Here is a 20,985-nt window from a genome sequence, read left to right on the forward strand (position 1 = left end):
TTAGACTGGCCCGGCCTTCGGGCTGAGCCGATCAGGCAGGGGCTGCGGTGCGTATGGGCAGCGTTGGAGGTCCTATACGGTGAGCGGATACGCCAGATGGCGGGGTGGACTCGGGCTCGCGGCGGCGGCCGGGCTGGCGCTGTCGGCTCTCGCTGCGCCCGCCCTGGGGCAGGCCGAGACCAGCAGCATCTATGTGGACGATTCAACGGCCACCCAGAGCACGCTGCGGGCGTTGCCCTCCCTGCTTCGCGCCGGCAACGAGGCCGAGGCGGTGCGATCGTTGCAGGCATCGCTGGAGACCGGGCCCGATCGGCTCGTGCCCAGTGAGAGCGATGAAGACCTGTTCGTCTCGGTGCGCGACGCGATCCATGCGCGTCTGCTCGCCGAACCGACGCTGCTGGACCGGTATCGGCTGGAGCACGCCGCCCGGGCGCGTCGGCTGCTGGACGAGGGCCGCTACCAGGAGGTGGAGCACAGCTATCTGCTGACGCCCGCGGGGTACGAGGCGGCGCTGACGGTGGCGCGTGAGCGCTTCGGGCTGGCCCGCTTCTGGTCGTCGGCGCGCACGCTGATGCAGCTGGAAGGCCATCCCGATCGCGACGCGCAAGCCTCGGAATTGCTGTCGCTGGTGGCTGCGCAGTTGGATGATCAGGCGCTGCGCGAGCGGGCGGCGCGGTGGCGCGATCAGGCGGGCCTCGCGCCGGCCGACTTTGCGGCCTTGCAGGTTCCCAAGCCGGCGTCGGTGAGGCGCCGCGATGCGAGTACGCTGGCGGGCGGGCCGATGCCCCCGTTCCTGCCGGGGGAAGAACCGTGGTCGCAGGCGATCGATCGCGACCTGGCGCCGGGACCCGACGAGTCGTTGCCTGGGCCGCCGCCGATCGAGCCCAAGGGCGGCGCGTTCTGGCTGTTGCCGACCATCGCGGGCGACACGATCCTGATCAACGACGGCGCGACGCTCTCGGCGTGGGATCGGTTCTCGCTGCGGCTTCGCTGGCGCGCGTCGTTGTTGAACGACGAGGCATCGCAACAAGACCTGGCGCAAGCACGCCGGGAGCCGCAGGCCTGGCGTTCCATCGAATCGCCGAACACGGTGGCCGTCGATGCGCGCGCCGCGTATGCGTCGATGGGCCTGCACCAGGCCAGCGCACCAGACCTGTCGTCGGGCATCCTGGCTGTCTCACTGGACAACGGCGAGCGACTGTGGGCGACCGATACACGCAACATCGATCCTCGCTATGCCCTTGCGAACGTGCGCGGCGGCCCGGTCGCCAGCGAGGGACGCGTGATCTTTGGCTTGCGCGAAGACAATCGATCCGGTCGCCAGGTGGCCACGGCGCTCGTGGGCCTTGACGCACTCACGGGCGAGCCCGCGTGGATGCGCACGCTCGGCAGCGCCGGCACCGGCTGGAGCCGATCGAACCGCACTGTTGGCGCCGGCGGCGTGCTCGATCGCGGCGTGGTGTACTGGTACGAGCCCATGGGGCTGGTGGCGGCGCTCGATGCGCACGAAGGCCGGCCCATCTGGCTGCGACGCTTCGATACGCGCAGCGCGTTCTCGAGAAACACCACCGGCGCGTGGATGGTGCGGCCGCCCGTAGTCATCGGCGACTCGGTCTTCGCGATGGTCGATCAGCAGGAGATGGTGTACCACCTCGATCGCGGCACGGGCGAGCGCGTCGGGCGCGTTGCGACGGCGGCGCTCGGCGACGCCGACTACCTCGTCGGCGTGGGCGGGCACGTGGCGGCGGTGGGCGGCGCTACGGTATGGTTCTTCGAGCCCGACGACGTTCGCACCGGCCAGAACGTGCTCGATGCGTTGGAACTCGCCGATGGTTTCGACGCGCCCATCACCGGGCGTGCACTGGCGGCGGGCGACTACCTCCTCGTTCCATCTTCGGACCGCGCCGTCCTGCTCGACCCCGTTGACGGTGAAGTTGCCGGACCCATCATCTCGCTGCCCCGGCCGGGCAGCCTGGTGGCGGTTGACGACCAGATCGTGGTGGTCGATACGGGCGTGCTCGAGAGCCTGATGAGCGCCGACGTGGCGGCGATGGCGCTGACCGATCGCCTCCAGGATGATCCGGACGACATCGCGTCGCTCGTGAGCCTGGTGCTGCTTGCCGATCGGCGGGACGTGCCCGAGGCCGTTCCCGGTGCCGCCGAGCGTGCGCTGGAGGCCATTTCCAGGGCCGACGCCCAGGGAGAGAACGCCCTGCGGATGGCGCGCGGCGAGCAGCGGCGTTTGTTCGAGGCGTTGCTGTCGATGACCTTGCGGATGGTGGGGCGCGATGCCGACGCTCGCGATGATGAACTGGCCGACGAACTGGCCCGGCTCGCGCTCGCCGCGGCGCCCGAGGCTCGCGGCCGCGCCAGGGCGCTGCTCACGCTGGCCGAGCTGCGCGATCGGCAGGACCGAGCCGCCGAAGCGGCCGACGCGTACCTGAAGGTTCTCGATGACGCAGCGCTTCGGATTGCGCGCGTCGGTTCGGAGGAAGACACGGCCGGGGTCGTGGCGACGCGACGGCTGCAGAAGCTGCTGCCGCTGCACGGCTATGCCATCATCGAAGCCAAGGAAGCCGAAGCCGCGCAGGAATTGGCTGCTGCGCCGGCCGGTCGCGAGGGCGATGAGGCCCGTCTGGCCGTGGCGTCGCGTCTTCCGGTGTCGATTGCGGCGATGCGGGCCTACCAGCAAGTCGCCCAGAATGCGCAGGAGCGCGGTGATCGCACCCAGGCGGCGCGTGCATGGCGGCGGGCGCTGGACGTCGCCCGGCTGATCCGCACGAGCAATGGGCCGGTAAGCGGGCACGACGTTGCCTCCCTGGGCGCGCACCTGGCGCGCGTATTGGCAAACGACGATCATGTCGCGGCGGCGGGGCGAGTGGTTCGGCAGCTGCGCAGCGTCTCGCCGATCGACACGTTAGATGCGCCCGACCTGCAATCGCTGGCCGATCGCTTCGCAAGCCGCCAGCGCGGTCCGAGGCTGGGGGCCCGCCCGGTGGAGGTGAGCCAGCGGCTCGATGGCTGGAACCTCATGACGCCGGTGGCGTCGGTGGTCGAGACGGCCGTGCCCGAGCACGTGGTGCTCAAGGCCGGCCACCTGGTGGGCGTGTGGGCGCTCGCGCCCGATCTTGGTCCGATCGAGGGCGAGCCCTTCGAAGCCGATCCGGATGGCCCGATGGAGATGATCTGGACGGCGGTATTCGACCCGAGCCGACCGCCGACGCTGCTGCGGCAGGATCGTCATCGAGCGTTCTTCGTGTGGCAGGGGTCCGGTGGTCCGGAGCTGCGCGCCGTCTCGTTGTTCGATGCTTCGGAATGGCGCAGTGGGCCGATGATCGCGCTGTTCGACGAGGGTGATCGCGCGCCCAACCTGGGCGATACCGGGCCGCACGTTTCGGCGCTCATGGCAACCGGTCAACAGGCCGATCCCCTGGGCTGGATCGTCGCCGGCGACAGCGAGCACGTTGCCATCGCGCGGCGTGACGGCTTGCTTGCCGTGCTCGATGCGCGCACGGGCAACACGCTGTACGCCGGGCGGCCGGGCATCGGGACGGCGATGGACGTGGCCGTGGGCGGCGGCCGCGTGTGGGTGCTGGGTTCGACCAAGCCGCCGGGGTCTGACCTGGCTGGCGCGGCTGCGTCGCTGGCGTTGTGGGGCTTTGGGCCCGATGGCTCGCGGCAAGTCTTGCGTCAGGACCTTGCAGAACCGCCGCGCTGGCTCGCCGCGGTCGACGACGGTTCGGTGGTCGTGGGCACGCACAGCTCCGTCGTGGCGATCGACACGGACGATACCGACCAGGCAGGGCGACAGGTATGGGAGAGCGCCGACGACGCCGCGCTGAACGCTGCGCTGGGCTGGGTGCTGGGCGATGCCGTGATCGTGATGTCGCCACGGGGTGATCTGTCGATGGGCTCGGTCAAGACCGGTTCCTTCGATAGCCGGCCGCTGATGCTCTCGCTGGGCGATGGTGAAGTGCCGCGTTTGTCGCGACAGGGCGATCGCGTGGTCGTGCTGACGACCGGCGGCGTCACGGTGCTGGATTCGGACGGTCAGGTCATGGGCCGCGACGCCCTGCGGAGCGCCGGGGGTCGCAGTGACGAGAAGCTTCCGCCCGCTCTGGGCGAGAACCGCGTGCTGCTGGTGCCGCAACGGAGCTTCTCGATCAACAACGGTCAGGGCGAGTACATCGTCTCGACCGTGGATACGACGTCGGCCAAGGTCACCGGCACGCGGTCGATCCTGCTGCCCGAGCCGCCGCGCGAGGCGCGCCTGGTCGACGGGTATGGGTTGATCTCCACCGGCCAGCGGACGGTTGTGCTGCGGTTCGAGTAGGGCGTCAGACCGAGCCAAGCGGCGAGCCGAGCATGAGGCCGATGGCCGGCTCGTCGCCCTCTTTGCAGAAGACGTAGACAAAGTCGCCCGCTTTGATGCGGGTGCTTCCGCGCGCCGGCACGAGTTGATCGCCGCGGACGATGAGCGCGACGGAGGCCTCGTCCGGAAAGCGGACCTGCGAGAGCGACGCGCCGCAGGCGGCGACGGTTTCGTGCACGTGGTATACGTGGAAGCGACCGTTGAGGCGCCCCAGCGAGTGGACTTCCAGCGCGGCGGCCGGCTCGGGCGGCTCGGGGCTGTCGAGCTTGAGCCATCTCGTGAGCGGCACGATGGTCGCGCCAGGGACGATGGCGCTGACCACCACGATGAAGAACACCAGGTGGAACACGCCCTGGGCATTGTCGAGCCCGGCGATGACCGGGAAGCTGGCCAGGATGATCGGCACCGCCCCGCGGATGCCCACCCACGACACGTAGAGACGCTCGGTGTGGGTGAAGCGGAACGGCAGCAGGCAGAGCCAGACCACGACCGGGCGCGCGATGACGGCCAGCGCCAGGCCCAGGGTGAGCCCCACGCCGGCGATGGGGAGCAACTGGCTTGGGAACACCAGCAGCCCGAGCATCACGAACATGCCTACCTGGCTCAGCCAGGCCATGGCGTCGTGCACGCGGCGCAGGCCCGCGCGGTAGGGCGGCGAACCGACGCCCAGAACAACCGCCGCGGTATATACCGCAAGGAAGCCCGAGCCATGGATGAGCGTGGCGCCGCCGAAGGCGATGAATGCGCTGGCGAGCGTGAGCACCGGGTGCAGCCCACTGGTCGCAAAGCGGACGCGCGTCAGCGTCAGCCGGGTGAGCCAGCCCGTGAGTAGGCCAAAGAGCCCGCCCACCACCAGCTGGAATGGAATCTCGAAGAGTAGCGACCACCCTGGCGGATCGGTTGCCGCCAGCGTCTCGACCACGGCCACGGTGAGGATGACGGCGGCCGGGTCGTTGACGCACGACTCGACCTCCAGCGTGGTGCGCACGTTTTCCTTCACGCGCAGGCGGCCGCCACGGAGCACGGCGAACACGGCCGCGGCGTCGGTCGAGCTGACGATGGCGCCAACCAAGACGGCCTCTTGCCAGCTCAGGCCCAGCAGCCGACCGATGAGCGCCATGACGCCCGCGGTGCCGGTGACGCCCACGGTCGCCAGTACGCTTGCGGGGGCGATGCCCTTGCGGATGGCCGACACGGATGAATTCAGGCCGCCGTCGAAGAGGATGAGGATGAGCGCGACCATGCCGGCGCGCAGGGCGAACTGGTGGTTGTCGAACTCGATGCCGCCCAGGCCCTCCGACCCGCCCAGCATGCCCAGCAGCATGAAGCCCAGCACGATGGGCACACCGAAGCGCCGCAGGGCGCGGGCGAACACCAGGCTCAGGGCCATCAGCAGCCCGAGCACGAGCAGCAGGCCGGCGATTGCGCCCGGCTCGGCCAGACCCAGCGTGGATGACTGCCCGAGGGACATGGCTCAGCTCGAGGGCGTGATTTCGATCGCCGTGCCGTTGTCCTCGTCGCGCTTGCCGCTGGCGCAGTCGGCGATAAGGGTCGCCACGTCGGCCGGGTCGAGCACGTCCTCGCGCGGGACGGCCGATTCATCAAAGATGTTGCGGAACATGGCCGTCTCGGTGGCGCCCGGGGCGACGGCAAAGCCGCGCACGCCGGCGGCCTTGCCCTCGTTGGCGATGCTCTTGACCATGAGCTCGACGCCCGCCTTGCTGGCGGCGTAGCCGAAGAAGCCCGGGTACGGATCGCGCGTGGCCATCGAGGAGACGTTGACCACGCGCCCCTTGGTGGTCGAGAGGTGGGGCCACGCGGCCAAAATGAGCTTGGCCGGCCCGATGGCGTTGGTGGCAAAACACTGCTCGATCAGCTTGGGCGTGTGCTGGGCCAGGGGCACCAGCGGCGCCACCCCGGCGTTGTTGATGAGCGCGTCGATGCGGCCGAAGGCCTTCAGGCATGCCGTCACGATGGTCGACGGCCCATCGACCGACCCGACGTCGGCTCGACAGCCCTGGGCCTGTCCGCCGAGCTTGTCAAGCGCTTCGGCCAGCCGGCCCTGGTCTCGCCCCACGATCAGCACCCGCCAGCCGCGGTCGATCAGTTCCCTGGCCGTCGCCAGGCCGATGCCGGCGGTGCCTCCGGTGATGATGGCGGCCTTGGTGGTGTTGTCGGGCGTTGGTCGGGAGGGGCTGGTCATCGACTGAGCGTAGACTGGCCCCATGCGGTGGACGGCGGGCATCCTGGGCGTGCTGCTGGTGGGGCTGTTGGCGTTGCCATGGCTGGTGCGGCCCAAGGGCGGCTCGCAACCCGAGGGCGAGGGTCCTGCTCTGGTCATCATCACGCCCCACACCGAGCAGATCCGCTTCGAGTACGAGCGGGCGTTCTCGAAGTGGCACGAAGAAAACTTCGGCGCCCCCGTCGCGATCGACTGGCGCGCTCCCGGCGGCACCAGCGAGATCCGCCGGCTGCTGATCGACCAGTACCAGGCGGCCATTCGCAACGGCGAGTACACGCTCGTCGACGGCGAGGTGATCATCGAGCCGGGGCGCATGGGCTACGACCTGCTCTTCGGCGGCGGCAGCTACGAGCACACCCAGATGCGACGGGGGTTCGTCGCCGAGATCGATGGCGAAGACGTGCAGGTGCCCATCAGCGTGCCGGCTGGTTTCTCGCAAGAGCAGATGGACGAGTGGTTCGGCGAGAACAAGATCGGCAATCAGCTCTTGTACGAGCCCGAGCAGTACTGGATCGGCACGGCCCTTTCGGGCTTTGGTATCATCTTCAACAAGGACCTGTATGCCGAGGCCGGCATGGCCACGCCCACGAGCTTCAAGGATCTCACCGATCCACGATTGATGGGGCTCGTGGCGCTGGCCGACCCCAGGCAGAGCGGCTCGATCACCACGACGTTCGAGTCGATCCTGAATGCGTATGGCTGGGACGAGGGCTGGGCCATCCTGCGCGAGATGGCTGCCAACACGCGGTACTTCACCAGTGCCGCCACGAAGCCGCCGTTGGACATCGCCGCGGGCGAGGCAATGGCCGGGTTGGCGATCGACTTTTACGGGCGGACGCAGGCGCAGGCCGTGACGCCGCCGGGCGCGCCGCCCGAGGCCAGCCGCGTGGGCTACGTCGATCCGGTGGGGGCGGTGTACATCGATGCCGACCCGATCTCGGTGTTGCGCGGCGGGCCGAACCCCGAGCTTGCGCGCCGATTCGTCGAATTCTGCATGACCGAGCAGGCGCAGAGCCTGTGGCAGTTCCCTGCGAACCCGGACCAGGCCGGTCCGCAACCGACCGGCCCGGTGCAGTACGAACTGCGCCGTGCGCCCGTTCGCCGGGTGATGTATGAAGCGCATGCCGACCGGTTCATCGATCCGCTGGATCCCTTCGCGGCCGCGGCCGACGTGCCCTCGCGGGGCTGGCGGTCGTCGATTCCGGTCATGATGGGCGCATTCGGGGTGGACAGCGACGACGAGCTGCACGAAGCGTGGGCTGCCCTGTGGCGCTTACGGCTGCGGGCGGCCGAAGACCCCTCGCTGGCGTCGGTGCTGGCCGAGGCCGAGGCGGCGTTCTACGCGTTCCCGACGCAGGCGGTCGTCGGCGAAGACGGGCAGACCCGGGAGTTGCTGTTCAGCGAGGCGCACTACGACGCCGTCCGCGACGTATGGCGCGATCCGGACGCGGCCGCCGAGGCCAGAATCGCCTATACCCGCTTCTTCCGTGACCGATATAAGGAGGTGGTGGAGCTCGAGGCTCGCTCCCAGCCCGACTGAGTTATCGGAAGGACGGAACCCGTGCCGACGCAGCTCGACCAAGCGCCCATGGCCAACAGTCCGCTCGCCCATTCCGCTCATGGTTTCGATCATGGCGCCCCCCGCACCGAGCGTCCAGCGCTCACGAAGATCGTGGCGACCATCGGGCCCGCGTCCGAGAGCCAGGCCGTGCTCGAACGGCTCATCGACGCGGGGGCCAGCGTCTTTCGCCTGAACTTCTCCCACGGCACCACCGACGAGCACAAGCAGCGGCTGGAGACCATTCGAAGGGCGGCCGAGGCGAAGGGCGTGTGCGTGGGCGTGCTGGGCGATCTGCCGGGCCCCAAGATCCGCGTCGGCACCGTGCCCGATATCGATGAGGGCGGCGGGATCGACCTGACGCCGGGCCAGCACGTGCTATTGGACCGCTCGATCGAGGAAGCCGAGATTCGCGAAGAGCCCGACGGGGACCACTGCGAGATCGTGCCCGCCTTGCCGCTGACCTATGGCGATCTGGTCGATGAGGTGCAGCCCGGCCAGCGCGTGCTGATCAACGACGGCGCCATCCGCATGCTGGCGGTGGGGGTCGAGCCCGATGGCCGCGCGGTGCGATGCGTCGTGACGGTGGGCGGCAAGGTGACCACGCGCAAGGGCATCAACCTGCCCGAGACCGACATGAAGGTGCCCGCGCTCACCGATCGGGATCGCGAACTTGTCAAGTGGGCGGTGGCAAACGAGCTTGACTACCTGGCGTTGTCGTTCGTTCGCAGCGCGAAAGAGATCGAAGAGCTGCGCGACCTGATCGTGGCCGAGGCGCCCGATCGCGAGCCGATTCCGATCATCGCGAAGATCGAGAAGCCCCAGGCGCTGGCGTGCATCGACGAGATCGCCGAGGTGAGCGACGCCATCATGGTGGCGCGCGGCGACCTCGGCGTGGAGATGGACATCCCCGAGGTGCCGCCCGCGCAGAAGCGCATCATCCGGGCGGCGGGCGACTGGGGCAAGCCGTGCATCGTCGCGACGCAGATGCTCGAGACGATGATCGAGAGTTCCATTCCTACGCGGGCCGAGGCAAGCGACGTGTCCAATGCCATCTTCGATCGCGCCGGGGCGGTGATGCTGTCGGGCGAGACGGCGGTGGGCAAGCACCCGGCCCTGGTGGTCGAGACGATGTCGCGCATCGCGCGGGCCACCGAGTGCGCCCTGGCCAGGGCCGAGGGGAAGGCAAGCCCGCCCCAGCGGCTCAAGCAGACGCGATACCGCACGGCTGCGCTGGCGCACGGCGCCTGGCACCTGGCCGAGGACCTGGACGCCAAGGCAATCGTCTGCTGGAGCCAATTGGGCGGCACGGCCCGCTATCTGAGCCAGAACGACTTCGACATTCCGATTCTCGCCTGGTCGAGCGATGCGGCGGCGACGCGACGCATGGCGCTGCTGCGCGGCGTGTGGCCCGTGCTGCAGCAGCCGCCCGAGAGCGGCCGCCTGGCCGACTGGACGGACGTGGTCGAGGCGTACCTGCTCGAGCATCGCTGGGCCCAGACGGGCGATCAGGTCCTGCTCGTGGCCGGTCGGCCGCTGGGCGTGGCCAGAGTGGTCAACTCGCTTTCGGTGCTCGAAGTTGGTGATCCCAGCGGTGGATATCGGGATCATCATTAGATCGACCGGGCGGGAATCCCCGCTTATTCGAGCGGTCTGGCGATCTATCGGACGTTTTGCTAACGCTACCCGTTCGCGCACGGTACTGGGGGTGTGCGGAAACTTGCCCGGACGTCGTCCGGGCTGTCTTTTCGCTCGTATAGACGGCCATGGTCTGCGCCACCTGCCCGGTGCGCGGATCGTTCAGAACTTCCAAGCGAATAGGGGAGCACAGCATGGGTTATCAGCACGTCTCGCGTCGGTCGGTTGTCGGCGCTCTTTCCATCCTCATGTCGGTGGGTCTGGCAAGTCCGGCGATGGCCGACGACGCCATCGGCCTGGGCGCTGAGTACTTCGGGCCGTTCGTCGAGACGCCGGGCCAGCGCACGTTCAGCGGCCAGATGCTGGTGGCGCCCAAGCGGATCGTCGATTGGCAGCGTGCGGGTCTGACGTACGAAGAGGCCGTCGCGCGTCGTCGCGCGGCCGAGGCGCGCATCGAACCGTTCGTGGTTCGCCGTGATCGCGGCCCGGATCGCTACACGCTGAGCATTCCCGATGGCATGGATGAGTCTTCGATGGGCGCCTGGCTTGGCGCGACCGATGACTACCGCTTTGCCCATCCCAACTGGATCGTCTACACGATGCGCGAGCCGAATGACCCGCGCTACAGCCAGCAGTGGCACCACCCGGTCATTTCCTCGCCCCAGGCGTGGGACCTGACGACTGGTTCGTCGTCGGTGATCGCCGCGTTCGTCGACACGGGCACCATGCTCACCCACGAAGACCTGGCTGACTCGTTGATCGAGGGGTACAACTCGGGCGACCGCCTCCGCGAGAGCGATGGGGGCGTGGTGCGAGACCAGCACGGCCACGGCACGCACGTTGCGGGCTGCGGCGCGGCGATCGGTGACAACGGCGTGGGCGTGGCCGGCGTGGGCTGGAACCTCCAGATCCTCGGCGTGCGCGCCCCGACGGCCGCCGCCGGCGGCGCTGGCAGCGCCTCGTTCGACGCCATCCTGCACGGCTCGGAGTGGGCTATCGAGAACGGCGCCAAGACCGCCAGTTGCTCGTGGACCGGCGTCGAGAGCCCGGCCGTGGGCGATTCGGGCACGTATATCAAGAGCATCGGCGGCCTGCTGCTGTACGCGGCCGACAACAGCAACCGCAACCACAGCGGCTTCTCGTGGGAAGACACGATCGTCGTTGGTGCGACGAATCGATCGGATGACAAGGCGAGCTTCTCGAGCTATGGCCGAGGCGTGGACGTGTTTGCGCCGGGCGTGGAGATCCTCAGCTCGGTGCTTGGCGGCGGCTACGACTTCTACAGCGGCACCAGCATGGCCACCCCGGTGACCAACGGCGTGGTGAGCATGATGTGGAGCGTGGCGCCGACGGCCACGCCCGAGGTGCTCCAGACCATCCTGTACGACACGGCCGACGATATCGGCGCGCCGGGATTCGATCCGATCTTCAGCAACGGACGCGTGAACGTGTTCAGTGCGGTGACGGCCGCCGCGGGCACCGGTTCGGGCGAGCCGCTGGCGATCGACGACACCTACGCGGTGATCGCCGCGGAGATGGCCACGCTGGATGTGACGGCCAACGACTTCGAGCCCAGCGGCATGCCCTTGACCATCGAGAGCTTCGATGCGACCGGCTCGCTGGGCGGGATGATCTCGCTGAGCGCTGGGACGGGACCTGAAGGCCGGGACGAATTGCTCTACACCGCGCCTTCGGGTAGCTTCGGCGAGGAGACCTTCGACTACGTGGTCACCAACGGCGACCAGTCGGCCGGCGCGACCGTGACGATCGACGTGCTCGACCCCGACAGTTTCCGCACGCCGGAGAACCCCTCCATCACCCAGCCCGGCCTCGACGTTGATTACTACGAGGGTGGCTTCGACGTGTTGCCTGACTTCTCGACGCTGACGCCGTACGCCAGCGACGTGGTGAGCTCCATCGATTTCCCCTCGACGACGGGCGACTTCATCACCAGCGGGCGTGCCGACGACGTTGCGGCGGTGTTCAATGGCTACATCGACATCCCCCAGACGGGCATCTACACGCTGTACACCAGCTCTGACGATGGCTCCAAGCTCTACCTGGGCGAGGACGAAATCGTCAACAACGATGGGCTGCACCCGATGGTCGAGGTGGGGACGCAGGTCGCCCTGCAGGCCGGCACGCATGCGTTGACCGTCGAGTTCTTCGAGCGCGGCGGCGGGGCCGGCATCATCATGAGCATCCGCGGTCTGGATGGCGTGAAGCGCGTCGTGACGGCCGACGAGCTCAGCCGGGCCGTGGATTGCCGGGCCGACTTCGACGGCAACGGCGTGCTCGACATCTTCGACTTCCTTGCGTTCCAGAACGCGTTCGCTTCGGGCGACCTCGCCGCTGACTTTGACGGCGATGGCGTGCTGAACATCTTCGACTTCCTGGCATTCCAGAACGAGTTCGCCGCCGGCTGCTCGTAACGCACACCCTTCGGGCCAGCGTACTCGGAACACCGCCGCACCTTGCGGCGGTGTTCTCGTTGTACGTGCTCACATGGCGGGGGCGGAGGAGGTATCGATGAAGCGTGCGTGGTTGATTGGTTGTGGTGCGGCGGCGGGGCTGGCAGCATGCGCGAATGCCCAGGTATTCGTGGGCCTTGAGGGTGGATCGCCCGCTACGTACACCTCCGACTTGTCGGGCTTCCCGACCGTTGCGTGGGATGCCGGCGTGAGCGTCGACGTCAGCGGCGCCGCGGGCAAGGGCGATGGCGGCGTCTACTTCTGCAACGGCGCGTTCACAACCGTGCTCTACGAGCATGACTTCCGGGGCTCGCCCACGCGCCTGGCGACCATCGACCGCGACATGCATGCCCTGGCGTACGACGGCCAGACGTTGTATGGCTACTCGAACTTCTCCAGCACCAAGGGCATCTACAGCATCGACCCCGCCACGGGTGTCACCGAGCTGGTGTACGACATCCACACCGGCACCAGCTTCCGCTTCTTTGCACTCGACTACAACGCGGCCGACGGTTTGCTTTACGGCTACACCGAATACGGCGACACGGGCCTGTGGGCGATCGACGTCGATGCGCAGGAGATGACCAAGATCGTCGATCCCTTCCCCGCCAGCAATACGCAGGGGCGGGCGATGGCGATCGGCGACAACACGGTGTACATCCTGTCGACGCGCGGCGCCGATGGCGTGCCGGCGTTCGCCTACGACCTCTCGCAGGGCACAGGCGGCGAGTGGGTCGTGTTCACCAACCCCTACACCGACAGCAATGCGACCGGCGGCGCCGCGTGGCTCGGCCCGCTCGAGTCGCCATGCCGAGCCGACTTCGACGGCGACGGTGAGCTGACGATCTTCGACTTCCTCGCCTTCCAGAACGCCTTCGATGCCGGCGATCCGGCCGCCGACTTCGACGGCGACGGCGAGTTGACGATCTTCGATTTCCTGGCGTTCCAGAACGAGTTCGACGCGGGCTGCCCTTGATCCCTACACGCTAAAGACCAGCGGAAAGATGCCACCGGGGTGGACGACGGGCTTGTCCTGGCCGGGCTTGGCGTGGGCGACGCGGAGGGTGTGCTGGGTCATGGGGAGGTCTCCTGTGTTGGCTGCCATACGGATGCGCCAGCCGGCGGGATCCGACAGCCTATAACCCGCCATGGCTCCCAAGACGTCCCTTCCGCCCCTGCCCGTCGAACGCCTCATCGCCGTGCTGACCACCGGCGGCACCATCGAGAAGACCTACGACGAGTACACCGGCACCCTTGCCAACCACCGCTCGATCGTCCGCCGGAAGCTCGAGCGTTTTCGGCTGACCGCGGCCGAGGTGTCGGTGCGTGAGGTCATGAGCAAGGACAGCCTGGAGATCACCGACGAAGACAGGCGGACGATCCTGGAGGCCGTGCGGGGCGCCCTGGCTGGCGATCCTGCGCCCACGGGCGTCGTCATCCTGCATGGCACCGACACGCTCTCGCTGACCGGAGACCTCCTGCAGGCCGAGCTTGCCGCGCTCTCGGTTCCGGTCATCCTGACCGGGGCGATGCGGCCTTTTGCGATGCAGCGCAGCGACGGCGTCCAGAACCTGACCGAGGCGCTCTTTGCAACCGGTGTGCTCCAGCCGGGCGTGTGGTGCGTGTTCCACGGCCGGGCGCTGCCGTTTCCCGGCGTGGCGAAGGATCGCCAACGCGGAACCTTCGTGCGCACGGGCGAGGCCTAGCTCTTCGGCCAGGGCGGCGTGCGGCCCTCGGCGGTCCACAGCCCCGAGACGGGGATGCGCATGTTCTGGCTCATGAAGACCATCGCGATCACGCGGGCCAGCGGTCGGGCGAGCAAGACGGCAAACGCCAGCGTGATGCATCCGCCCAGGAGATGGATGAACGCGGCAATGACCTCACCTTCCGTAGGGCTCCTGCTGATGCCGCTCAGCAGGTACGCAACGGTGCTGAGCAGGCCGATGGTCGCTGGAACGGCCGAGAGCAGGAGCAAGCGCCCCGCGGCGAGGTGTGGCATGCCGATGGCGGCGGTGAGCGCTGCGACGAGCATGACCGGCGGATGCCACAGCAGATCGCTGAGGGCGACCCAGTCGAGGAAGTCGCCGTGCCACCTGGCCCATGCCACCGCCGAGGCCGCCATGCCGAACAGGTACATGCCCAGGCCGAAGGCTCCGCCGCCGACGAGCATCCACCACAGGAAGGCTGGCGTGGCCATCATGCGACGGCGAAGGCTGGGCCGGAGGTCCTGGGTCTGAGCGGGCCAGACCCGGCCGCACTCGGGGCACCGGCTGACAAGAAACCGGTATCGCGGTTCGAGGTGGATGGCCTGACCCCGGAGCTCGTAGTGGCACTGGGGGCACGTCCAGCCGTCGGCCACGGCCGCGATGATCTCGCCAAGATCGGGGTTTGTGGCGGTCTGGGCGCTCGTTTGGCGTACATCTGGGGTTGCTTGGCCATCCTGATCGTACATGGCTGCCTTTGGGTGCGGCTGGCTGTGGGATCGCGAAATTCACGGCCGGCGCGGGCAAATGGGCTTGACATGGCACACGCTTTCTGAGATATTGGTAAAAGTTGGTAGGCGCTTCTCGTGGCCCCTGATCGATCTCCGGTTTGCGGGCCTGCGTCTGTCGGGAGCGCGTCCCATCGGGGTCGCGTGTAGGAAAACGGGGGATCGGGCGCCCGTGCACGCACGGGGGCCGCAGGAGACGGGGGTTTCGAACATGAAAGGTTTCACCTTGCGAGGTTCGGGCGTATGGCCCGGGCGCTGTGGCGTGTCCGCGTCCTTGGCCGCGAGCGCCGTGGCGCTCTTGGCCGGTCAGGCGATGGGGCAGGCCTTCACGCTCGAAGACGTCAGCCGCGACGTCGGCATCGAGCGGACCGTGTACCGCTCGGCGATGGGGATGATCGCCGGCATCAACGCGGCCGATTACAACAACGATGGGCACGTCGATTTCTTCGTGCCCAACACCGAGGGCATGCCCGACCTGCTGTACGTCAACAACGGCGACGGCACGTTTACCGAGATCGCGGCCGATGTGGGCGTGACCGGCGGCGATGGCGTTGACAAGCCACGCTCCCGCGTGGCGCTGTGGTTCGACTACGACGGCGATCGGCGCCTGGACCTGATCGTGGCGGGCGACTCGTTCTTCAGCCCCATCGATCAGATCGAGTGGGACTGGGCCACGCCCAGGCTCTATCGACAATTGCCCGATGGCACGTTCGAGGACGTCAGCGACGCCACCGGCATCGGCGATCTCGACCTGGTGAGCGATCATCGTGGGCTCGACCCCGGATCGGGCGCGTTTTCGCTGTTGCGCCACGTGGGCAGTTTCTCGGCGGGCGACCTCAACGGCGACGGGTACCTCGACCTGATGATCGGCCTGTGGTCGGCCGCGGGCGAGAACGACCCCGACGAGATCGGCGGCCGGCTGCTGCTCAACCAGCCCGATCTGAACACCGGCGGCCGACGATTCGAGGACGTCTCGATCGACGTCTTCGCACCGGGCATGGCCGACCCGGGCGTGGATCGCTTCGGTAGCTACTGGCAGATCGTGATGCACGACTTCGACAGCGACGGACTGCTGGACATCTACGGCGCCTGCGACATGGACAAGAACCACCTGTGGATCAACCAGGGCAGCTACGAAGATCCGGATCGTCCGGGCGTGCGCCTGTTGCGCCCGATGCTCGACGTGACCGATGCAGCGGGCGCGACCGACGACGTTCCCGAGACCGACATGGGCGTCTCGATCGCCGATGCGAACGCCGACGGCGTGATGGACATCTTTACGACCATCACCGATACCCCCGGCTCGCTGCTGCACAATAACTTCTTTCTCAGCCAGAGTGACGAGCCTACGTACGTCGAGTCGGCGCTCGAGGCCGGCGTGAGCCAGCAGGGCGGCAAGTTCGGCTGGGGATGGGGCACCACCTTCCAGGACATGAACCGCGACGGCTGGCCCGATCTGCTCATCACCAACGGCTTCAACGCCTGCGTCGACCGCCCGCGGATGATGATCCACGATGGCGATCCGGACAACGTGCACTTCACCGAGCAGGTCAGCGACGCGCTCACCATCATCGAACGCGGCTCGACCATCGTCGGGGCCGACATCAACCGCGACGGCAGCGTCGATCTCCTGCACACCGTGATGCTCTCGGCCATCTCGCCTCGCTGCGACGAGTCGGCCATCAAAGTTCTTCGGAACGTGCCCGATAGCGGCGAGCCCATCGCGTCGTACATCACCGTGCGCCCACGAATGGAAGGGCCCAACTTCCATGCCATCGGCTCGGTCGTGCGTGTCGAACTCGACGGGGCCCAGGCCCAGCTCGACATGATCCGCACTATCACCGCGGGCATCAGCATGGCCGGGCAGGAGCCCGCCGAGGCCTACTTCGGCCTGGGCATCGATGCGCAGGGAAGCGACCCGCTGCGCGTCACCATCCAGTGGCCCAATGGCGCCGACCCAACCGTCATCGAGGGCACGGTCGACTCGCTGGCCAACCAGCTGCTGCACGTGGGGCCCTGCTCGGTGGTCGATCTGGACGGCACGCCGGGCCTCGATTTCTTCGACCTTCTGGCGTACCTGAACCTGTTCGACAACGGCGACATGCGGACCGACCTGGCCGCCCCGTTCGGCTCGCTCGACTTCTTCGACGTGCTCGAGGCGATCCAGCTCATCGAGGCCGGCTGCCCGTAAGCGCCCGGCATAGCGAACCCGTTCTCCTTCCCAAATGCGGGAAGCACAACACCCGCCCTTCCGGTTTCGGAGGGCGGGTGTCTTCTTGGGGTCGCGGTGTGTCCGGGGCCTCAGCCGTTCAGGCCGGTGACCTTCACCAGCGTGTAGCGCTGGCGGTGGCCGGTCTTGCTGCGCGAGGCCTTCTTGGGGCGGTACTTGTGGATGTCGATCTTCTCGCCCTTGACCACCGGCTCGACGACCTCGGCCGTCACGGTGGCGCCCCCGACCAGCGGGGTGCCGACCTTGGCCGAGCCACCCGCGTCGCCAATGACCAGGACCCGGTCGAAGGTGATCGAGTCGCCCTGGCTGGCCTCGCCGCCCTTGTAGAGGTCGATGAGGATCTCCTCGCCCTGGGTCACCTTGCGCTGGCCGCCCGACTCTTCGATGATCGCGTACATGGCAGATACCTATCAAGTTCCGCACAGCAAATGGGGCGGGAGTCAGCCTCCCGGCTTGGGGCCCGTGCCGTGGCGGGTCGAGAGTTTAGCAGGGGTTTGGGGCTGGGGAAAGCCGGGAGGAATCAGGCTCCCGCACCGACTTTCTCCTTGTCCTTTTTCTGCCGCTCCGCACGCTTGCGCATGCCCTCGTCGAGGATCTTCTTGCGCAGGCGCACGCTGGTGGGGGTGAGCTCGACGAGCTCGTCGTCCTCGATGTATTCCAGCGCGTCCTCGAGCGTGATGGCCCGCGGGGCCTTAAGGGTGACGGTGGCTTCCTTGTTGGCGCTGCGGATGTTGGTCAGGGCCTTGAGGCGGACGATGTTCACCGGGATGTCGTTGTCGCGGTTGTGCTCGCCCACGACCTGCCCGCCGTAGACCTTCTCGCCCGGCTTGACGAACAGGATGCCGCGGTCGTGGAGCTGCTCGACGGCGTAGGCGGTGACCTGCCCGGCCTCTGTGGCGATCATCACGCCGTTCTGGCGCCCGCCCGCTTCGCCCATCATGGGCACGTACCGCTCGAAGCGATGGCTCATGATGGCCTCGCCCTGCGTCGCCGTCAGAAGGCGGCTGCGCAGCCCGATGAGCGAGCGACTGGTGATCTCGAAGACCAGGTGGCTCGTGTGGCTGCCGCGGTCTTCCATCTTCTTGAGCTCGCCCTTGCGAGCGCCGACGAGCTCCATCACCTTGCCCACGCTGTTCACCGGCGCATCGACCACCAGGATCTCCAGCGGCTCGTGAGCCTCGCCGTCGATGTCCTTGATGATCACGCGCGGCCGGCCGATGCTCATCTCGTAGCCCTCGCGCCGCATCGTTTCGAAGAGGATGCCAAGGTGCAACAGGCCACGGCCGGCCACGACGAACTCGTCGGCCGACGCACCGGGCGCCACGCGCAACGCCACGTTGCTCTGGAGCTCCTTGTCCAGCCGCTCGCGGATCTGCCGGCTGGTGACGAACTTGCCGTCCTGCCCGCCGAAGGGCGAGTCGTTGATGCGCATGACGATCGACACCGTCGGCTCGTCGATCGTCACCGGCGGCAGGGGCTCGGCCACTTCGGGATCGGCCAGCGTATCGCCGATGTCCACTGCCTCGATGCCCACGGCCGCGAACAGATCGCCAGCACGCACGCTGGCCGTATCGACGCGGCCCAATCCTTCGAAGCGCTGCAGCCCCGTCAGCCGCACGTCCTTTCGGCTGCCGTCGCGCTTGAGCATGGCGACCGTCTGGCCCTGCTTCAGCTCGCCGGCAAACACGCGGCCGATGCCGATTCGGCCGACGTACTCGCTGTACGCCAGCGTGGTGACGAGCGCCTGGAGCGGCGCGCTTGCATCGTCGTCGGGAACGGGCACGTGCTGGAGGATTGCCTCGAACAGCGGGCGCAGGTCCGTGCCCGTCGTACCCTGCTCGGCAGACGCCCAGCCATCGCGGGCCGATGCATAGATCACCGGGAAGTCCATCGCATGATCTTCGGCGCCCAGCTCAACGAGCAGGTCGAAGACCTCATTGATGACGCCCTGCGGGCGCGCATCGGGCCGATCGCACTTGTTGATCACCACCAGCGGCTTGAGCCCGGCCTCGAGCGCCTTGCCCAGCACGAATCGCGTCTGGGGCATCGGCCCCTCGAACGCGTCGACCAGCAGCAGCGCGCCGTCGGCCATGCGCAGCACGCGCTCGACCTCGCCGCCGAAGTCGGCGTGGCCCGGCGTGTCGATGATGTTGATGGCAAAGTGCTGCCCATCGGGCCGCGCGTAGCGCACGCCGCAGTTCTTCGAGAGGATGGTGATGCCCCGCTCGCGTTCGAGCGGGTTGCTGTCCATGATGAGGTCGCCGCGCCCGCCGGCGAGCTTTTCGAGCTCGCCCGCGCGGAAGTTGCCCGATTGACGGAGCAGCCCGTCCACCAGCGAGGTCTTGCCATGATCGACGTGGGCGATGATCGCCACGTTCCGAATGCCTGCGTCGGCCATAAGAATGTGCAGTCCAGAAAGGGGGGATCCCGCATCGCCGGCGAGCCGCCGGTGCCGATCCCAGAGTGCGAGAGCAAGGGTAGTCGCCGCCGCCACCGAGGGTGGCGCTACCGGTCGGCTAGAAGCCGCAGTTCCAGCCGAATCCGGCCGCGAACCTCGTTCGAGCCCGCGTCGACCGCCCAGCTTGCCTGGTCGATCATCGCGGCGATCGAAGCCACGCCCGCGTCGGTCTCATCCCGTCCGGCCGTGGCCTCGCTCGGAGCGTTCAGCAATTCCCATAGCTCCGAGGGCCGGGCCGATCCGCGGAGGCCTCCGGCCATCGGCGATCGACGCTTGATGGCCTGCCCCACGATCTGCACCGCCGGAGATTCGGTTTCGGTTGGTTCGGCGCCGGCCCCGAGCACCGGGCCCGATGCGACGGCGAGCAGCAACTCTGCGTGCCCGGGTTGGTGGGTCAGCAGCGTCCAGGCTACCTGGGCCCTGGGGCCGAAGATGGACCGCGATGCCCGGGTCTCGGATAGCTCGCGAAGACGCACCTGGCCTTCTTCGCCCACCGGCGGACCTTCCAGCCCCAAGGCATGGGCGACGGGCTCTTCCAGGGGCAGCCGGGCGCCCAGGTCGATGCCATCGGGTCCGCGACGGACGAGCAACTCGCCGGTGCGACGCGTTACCCGCGCGCCCTCTGGCACCAGCCCGACCAATCCGGCTCGATCCAGCACGCCCGAGACGATTGCCGACCCTGGTCCGACGACATCCAGCAGAACGCCGTCGCTCGGCGGCGTGGTTCGAGGGCCCGCCGCCGGTTCGCCGCCGGCCGGGCACAGCCCGATCTCGATCGTGGTTCCCTTTGCGGTGGCCCAGATGGCCAGGGCTTGCATGCGCTCGCTGGGCCCCCAGAGCCATCGTTCGAGATCACCGAACAGGCCGCCCGAGCCCGACGGCTTCCAGAACCCGCGCACGACGGCATCGGTGGGGGCGACTCGTAGCACCGCGCCGTCCAGCGCTTCGTTTTTGCCCGCCGAGACGGCGATCGTTCGCAACAGCAGCCACTCGGCGCCGGCCGGTGCGAGCGCCACGACGCTGCGGCCATCGCGTAGCGGCGGCAGCGTCGAAAGCAGGAACGATTCTTCTTCGAGCCCAAGCACGGGCCGGCCGTAGGCGATCTTCCGGGGCACGGCGCGCGTGCGTTGGAGCAGGCGCACGTCCATGGCCGAGTCGATCGCCGCCAGCACGATCCAGTCCACGCGCTCGCCGCCATCGCGTCGGCCAAAGGCCAGCACGGTGCTCCCGCCGAGAAGCCCGTCAAAGGCTTCGTTCCCGTCGACGCCAAGTCGCCTGGAAAGCAAGCCCCAGGCGCGGCGGGTTTCGGCGAGCGCGCCCTGTTCGCGCATCCAGGTTCGTACCGTGGCGCCCAATTCACTGTTCCGCAGCGACGCGGCGTCATCAAAGCTGAACGCGCCCAGCACGCCCTGAGGGAGCCGGCCGAAGAGTTCGGATCCATAGGCGTCCGAGGCGTTGGCTCGAGAACAAGTACAAATCCACGCAGCCAGGACTGCCACGATCATCCACGCGAAACGCACGGGAG

Annotated in this window: 13 protein-coding genes; 7 read left to right on the plus strand and 6 right to left on the minus strand. The window is 68.0% G+C overall.

Annotated elements, in window-relative coordinates:
• Positions 1 to 79: 79 nt before the first annotated feature.
• Positions 80 to 4,333, plus strand: coding sequence for a PQQ-binding-like beta-propeller repeat protein (locus RIE32_09005; protein MEQ9096388.1), 4,254 nt, complete (start codon positions 80 to 82; stop codon positions 4,331 to 4,333).
• Between the two features lie 4 nt (positions 4,334 to 4,337).
• Here RIE32_09005 and RIE32_09010 read toward each other — a convergent pair whose 3' ends face one another.
• Both RIE32_09010 and RIE32_09015 read right to left on the minus strand, forming a co-directional pair.
• Positions 4,338 to 5,843, minus strand: a complete 1,506-nt coding sequence (locus RIE32_09010; protein ID MEQ9096389.1) for a potassium/proton antiporter — start codon at positions 5,841 to 5,843, stop codon at positions 4,338 to 4,340.
• A 3-nt stretch (positions 5,844 to 5,846) separates the two neighbouring features.
• Positions 5,847 to 6,575: an SDR family oxidoreductase gene (locus RIE32_09015; GenBank protein ID MEQ9096390.1), complete on the minus strand. Its 729-nt coding sequence runs from the start codon at positions 6,573 to 6,575 to the stop codon at positions 5,847 to 5,849.
• 22 nt (positions 6,576 to 6,597) lie between these two features.
• Here RIE32_09015 and RIE32_09020 point away from each other — a divergent pair, with 22 nt between their 5' ends.
• The 5 genes from RIE32_09020 to RIE32_09040 all read left to right on the plus strand — a co-directional run bounded on the left by RIE32_09020 (position 6,598) and on the right by RIE32_09040 (position 13,987).
• Positions 6,598 to 8,154: an extracellular solute-binding protein gene (locus tag RIE32_09020; GenBank protein ID MEQ9096391.1), complete on the plus strand. Its 1,557-nt coding sequence runs from the start codon at positions 6,598 to 6,600 to the stop codon at positions 8,152 to 8,154.
• 21 nt (positions 8,155 to 8,175) lie between these two features.
• Complete coding sequence (gene pyk / locus RIE32_09025; GenBank protein ID MEQ9096392.1) at positions 8,176 to 9,789, plus strand: pyruvate kinase; 1,614 nt, start codon at positions 8,176 to 8,178, stop codon at positions 9,787 to 9,789.
• Between the two features lie 215 nt (positions 9,790 to 10,004).
• On the plus strand, positions 10,005 to 12,242 hold the full coding sequence (locus RIE32_09030) for a S8 family serine peptidase (protein MEQ9096393.1): 2,238 nt from the start codon (positions 10,005 to 10,007) through the stop codon (positions 12,240 to 12,242).
• A 97-nt stretch (positions 12,243 to 12,339) separates the two neighbouring features.
• Positions 12,340 to 13,257, plus strand: a complete 918-nt coding sequence (locus tag RIE32_09035) for a GC-type dockerin domain-anchored protein (protein MEQ9096394.1) — start codon at positions 12,340 to 12,342, stop codon at positions 13,255 to 13,257.
• A 172-nt stretch (positions 13,258 to 13,429) separates the two neighbouring features.
• Complete coding sequence (locus tag RIE32_09040) at positions 13,430 to 13,987, plus strand: asparaginase domain-containing protein (protein ID MEQ9096395.1); 558 nt, start codon at positions 13,430 to 13,432, stop codon at positions 13,985 to 13,987.
• Here the strand turns inward: RIE32_09040 and RIE32_09045 are convergent.
• Entirely contained in the window at positions 13,984 to 14,640 is a 657-nt protein-coding gene (locus RIE32_09045) for a hypothetical protein (GenBank protein MEQ9096396.1), read from the minus strand. The two genes, RIE32_09040 and RIE32_09045, sit on opposite strands and share 4 nt — an antisense overlap.
• Positions 14,641 to 15,034: 394 nt before the next feature.
• Between RIE32_09045 and RIE32_09050 the strand changes: the two genes are divergently transcribed.
• On the plus strand, positions 15,035 to 16,963 hold the full coding sequence (locus tag RIE32_09050) for a CRTAC1 family protein (protein ID MEQ9096397.1): 1,929 nt from the start codon (positions 15,035 to 15,037) through the stop codon (positions 16,961 to 16,963).
• Positions 16,964 to 17,073: 110 nt separating this feature from the next.
• On the opposite strand, the gene rplU is transcribed toward RIE32_09050, so the two are convergent.
• The 3 genes from rplU to RIE32_09065 form a co-directional block, all read right to left on the minus strand.
• Complete coding sequence (gene rplU / locus RIE32_09055; GenBank protein ID MEQ9096398.1) at positions 17,074 to 17,400, minus strand: 50S ribosomal protein L21; 327 nt, start codon at positions 17,398 to 17,400, stop codon at positions 17,074 to 17,076.
• A 122-nt stretch (positions 17,401 to 17,522) separates the two neighbouring features.
• Positions 17,523 to 19,400, minus strand: a complete 1,878-nt coding sequence (typA, locus tag RIE32_09060; GenBank protein ID MEQ9096399.1) for a translational GTPase TypA — start codon at positions 19,398 to 19,400, stop codon at positions 17,523 to 17,525.
• 107 nt (positions 19,401 to 19,507) lie between these two features.
• Positions 19,508 to 20,980, minus strand: coding sequence for a hypothetical protein (locus tag RIE32_09065; GenBank protein MEQ9096400.1), 1,473 nt, complete (start codon positions 20,978 to 20,980; stop codon positions 19,508 to 19,510).
• Positions 20,981 to 20,985: the final 5 nt, after the last annotated feature.

The organism is Phycisphaerales bacterium (genome assembly GCA_040221175.1).
Taxonomy (GTDB): Bacteria; Planctomycetota; Phycisphaerae; order Phycisphaerales; family UBA1924; genus JAHCJI01.

Coding starts and splice junctions, on each gene's coding strand:
- RIE32_09020 (MEQ9096391.1), top strand. CDS start 6,598: ATGCGGTGGACGGCGGGCATCCTGGGCGTGCTGCTGGTGGGGCTGTTG.
- RIE32_09010 (MEQ9096389.1), bottom strand. CDS start 5,843: ATGTCCCTCGGGCAGTCATCCACGCTGGGTCTGGCCGAGCCGGGCGCA.
- RIE32_09030 (MEQ9096393.1), top strand. CDS start 10,005: ATGGGTTATCAGCACGTCTCGCGTCGGTCGGTTGTCGGCGCTCTTTCC.
- rplU (MEQ9096398.1), bottom strand. CDS start 17,400: ATGTACGCGATCATCGAAGAGTCGGGCGGCCAGCGCAAGGTGACCCAG.
- typA (MEQ9096399.1), bottom strand. CDS start 19,400: ATGGCCGACGCAGGCATTCGGAACGTGGCGATCATCGCCCACGTCGAT.
- RIE32_09015 (MEQ9096390.1), bottom strand. CDS start 6,575: ATGACCAGCCCCTCCCGACCAACGCCCGACAACACCACCAAGGCCGCC.
- RIE32_09035 (MEQ9096394.1), top strand. CDS start 12,340: ATGAAGCGTGCGTGGTTGATTGGTTGTGGTGCGGCGGCGGGGCTGGCA.
- RIE32_09040 (MEQ9096395.1), top strand. CDS start 13,430: ATGGCTCCCAAGACGTCCCTTCCGCCCCTGCCCGTCGAACGCCTCATC.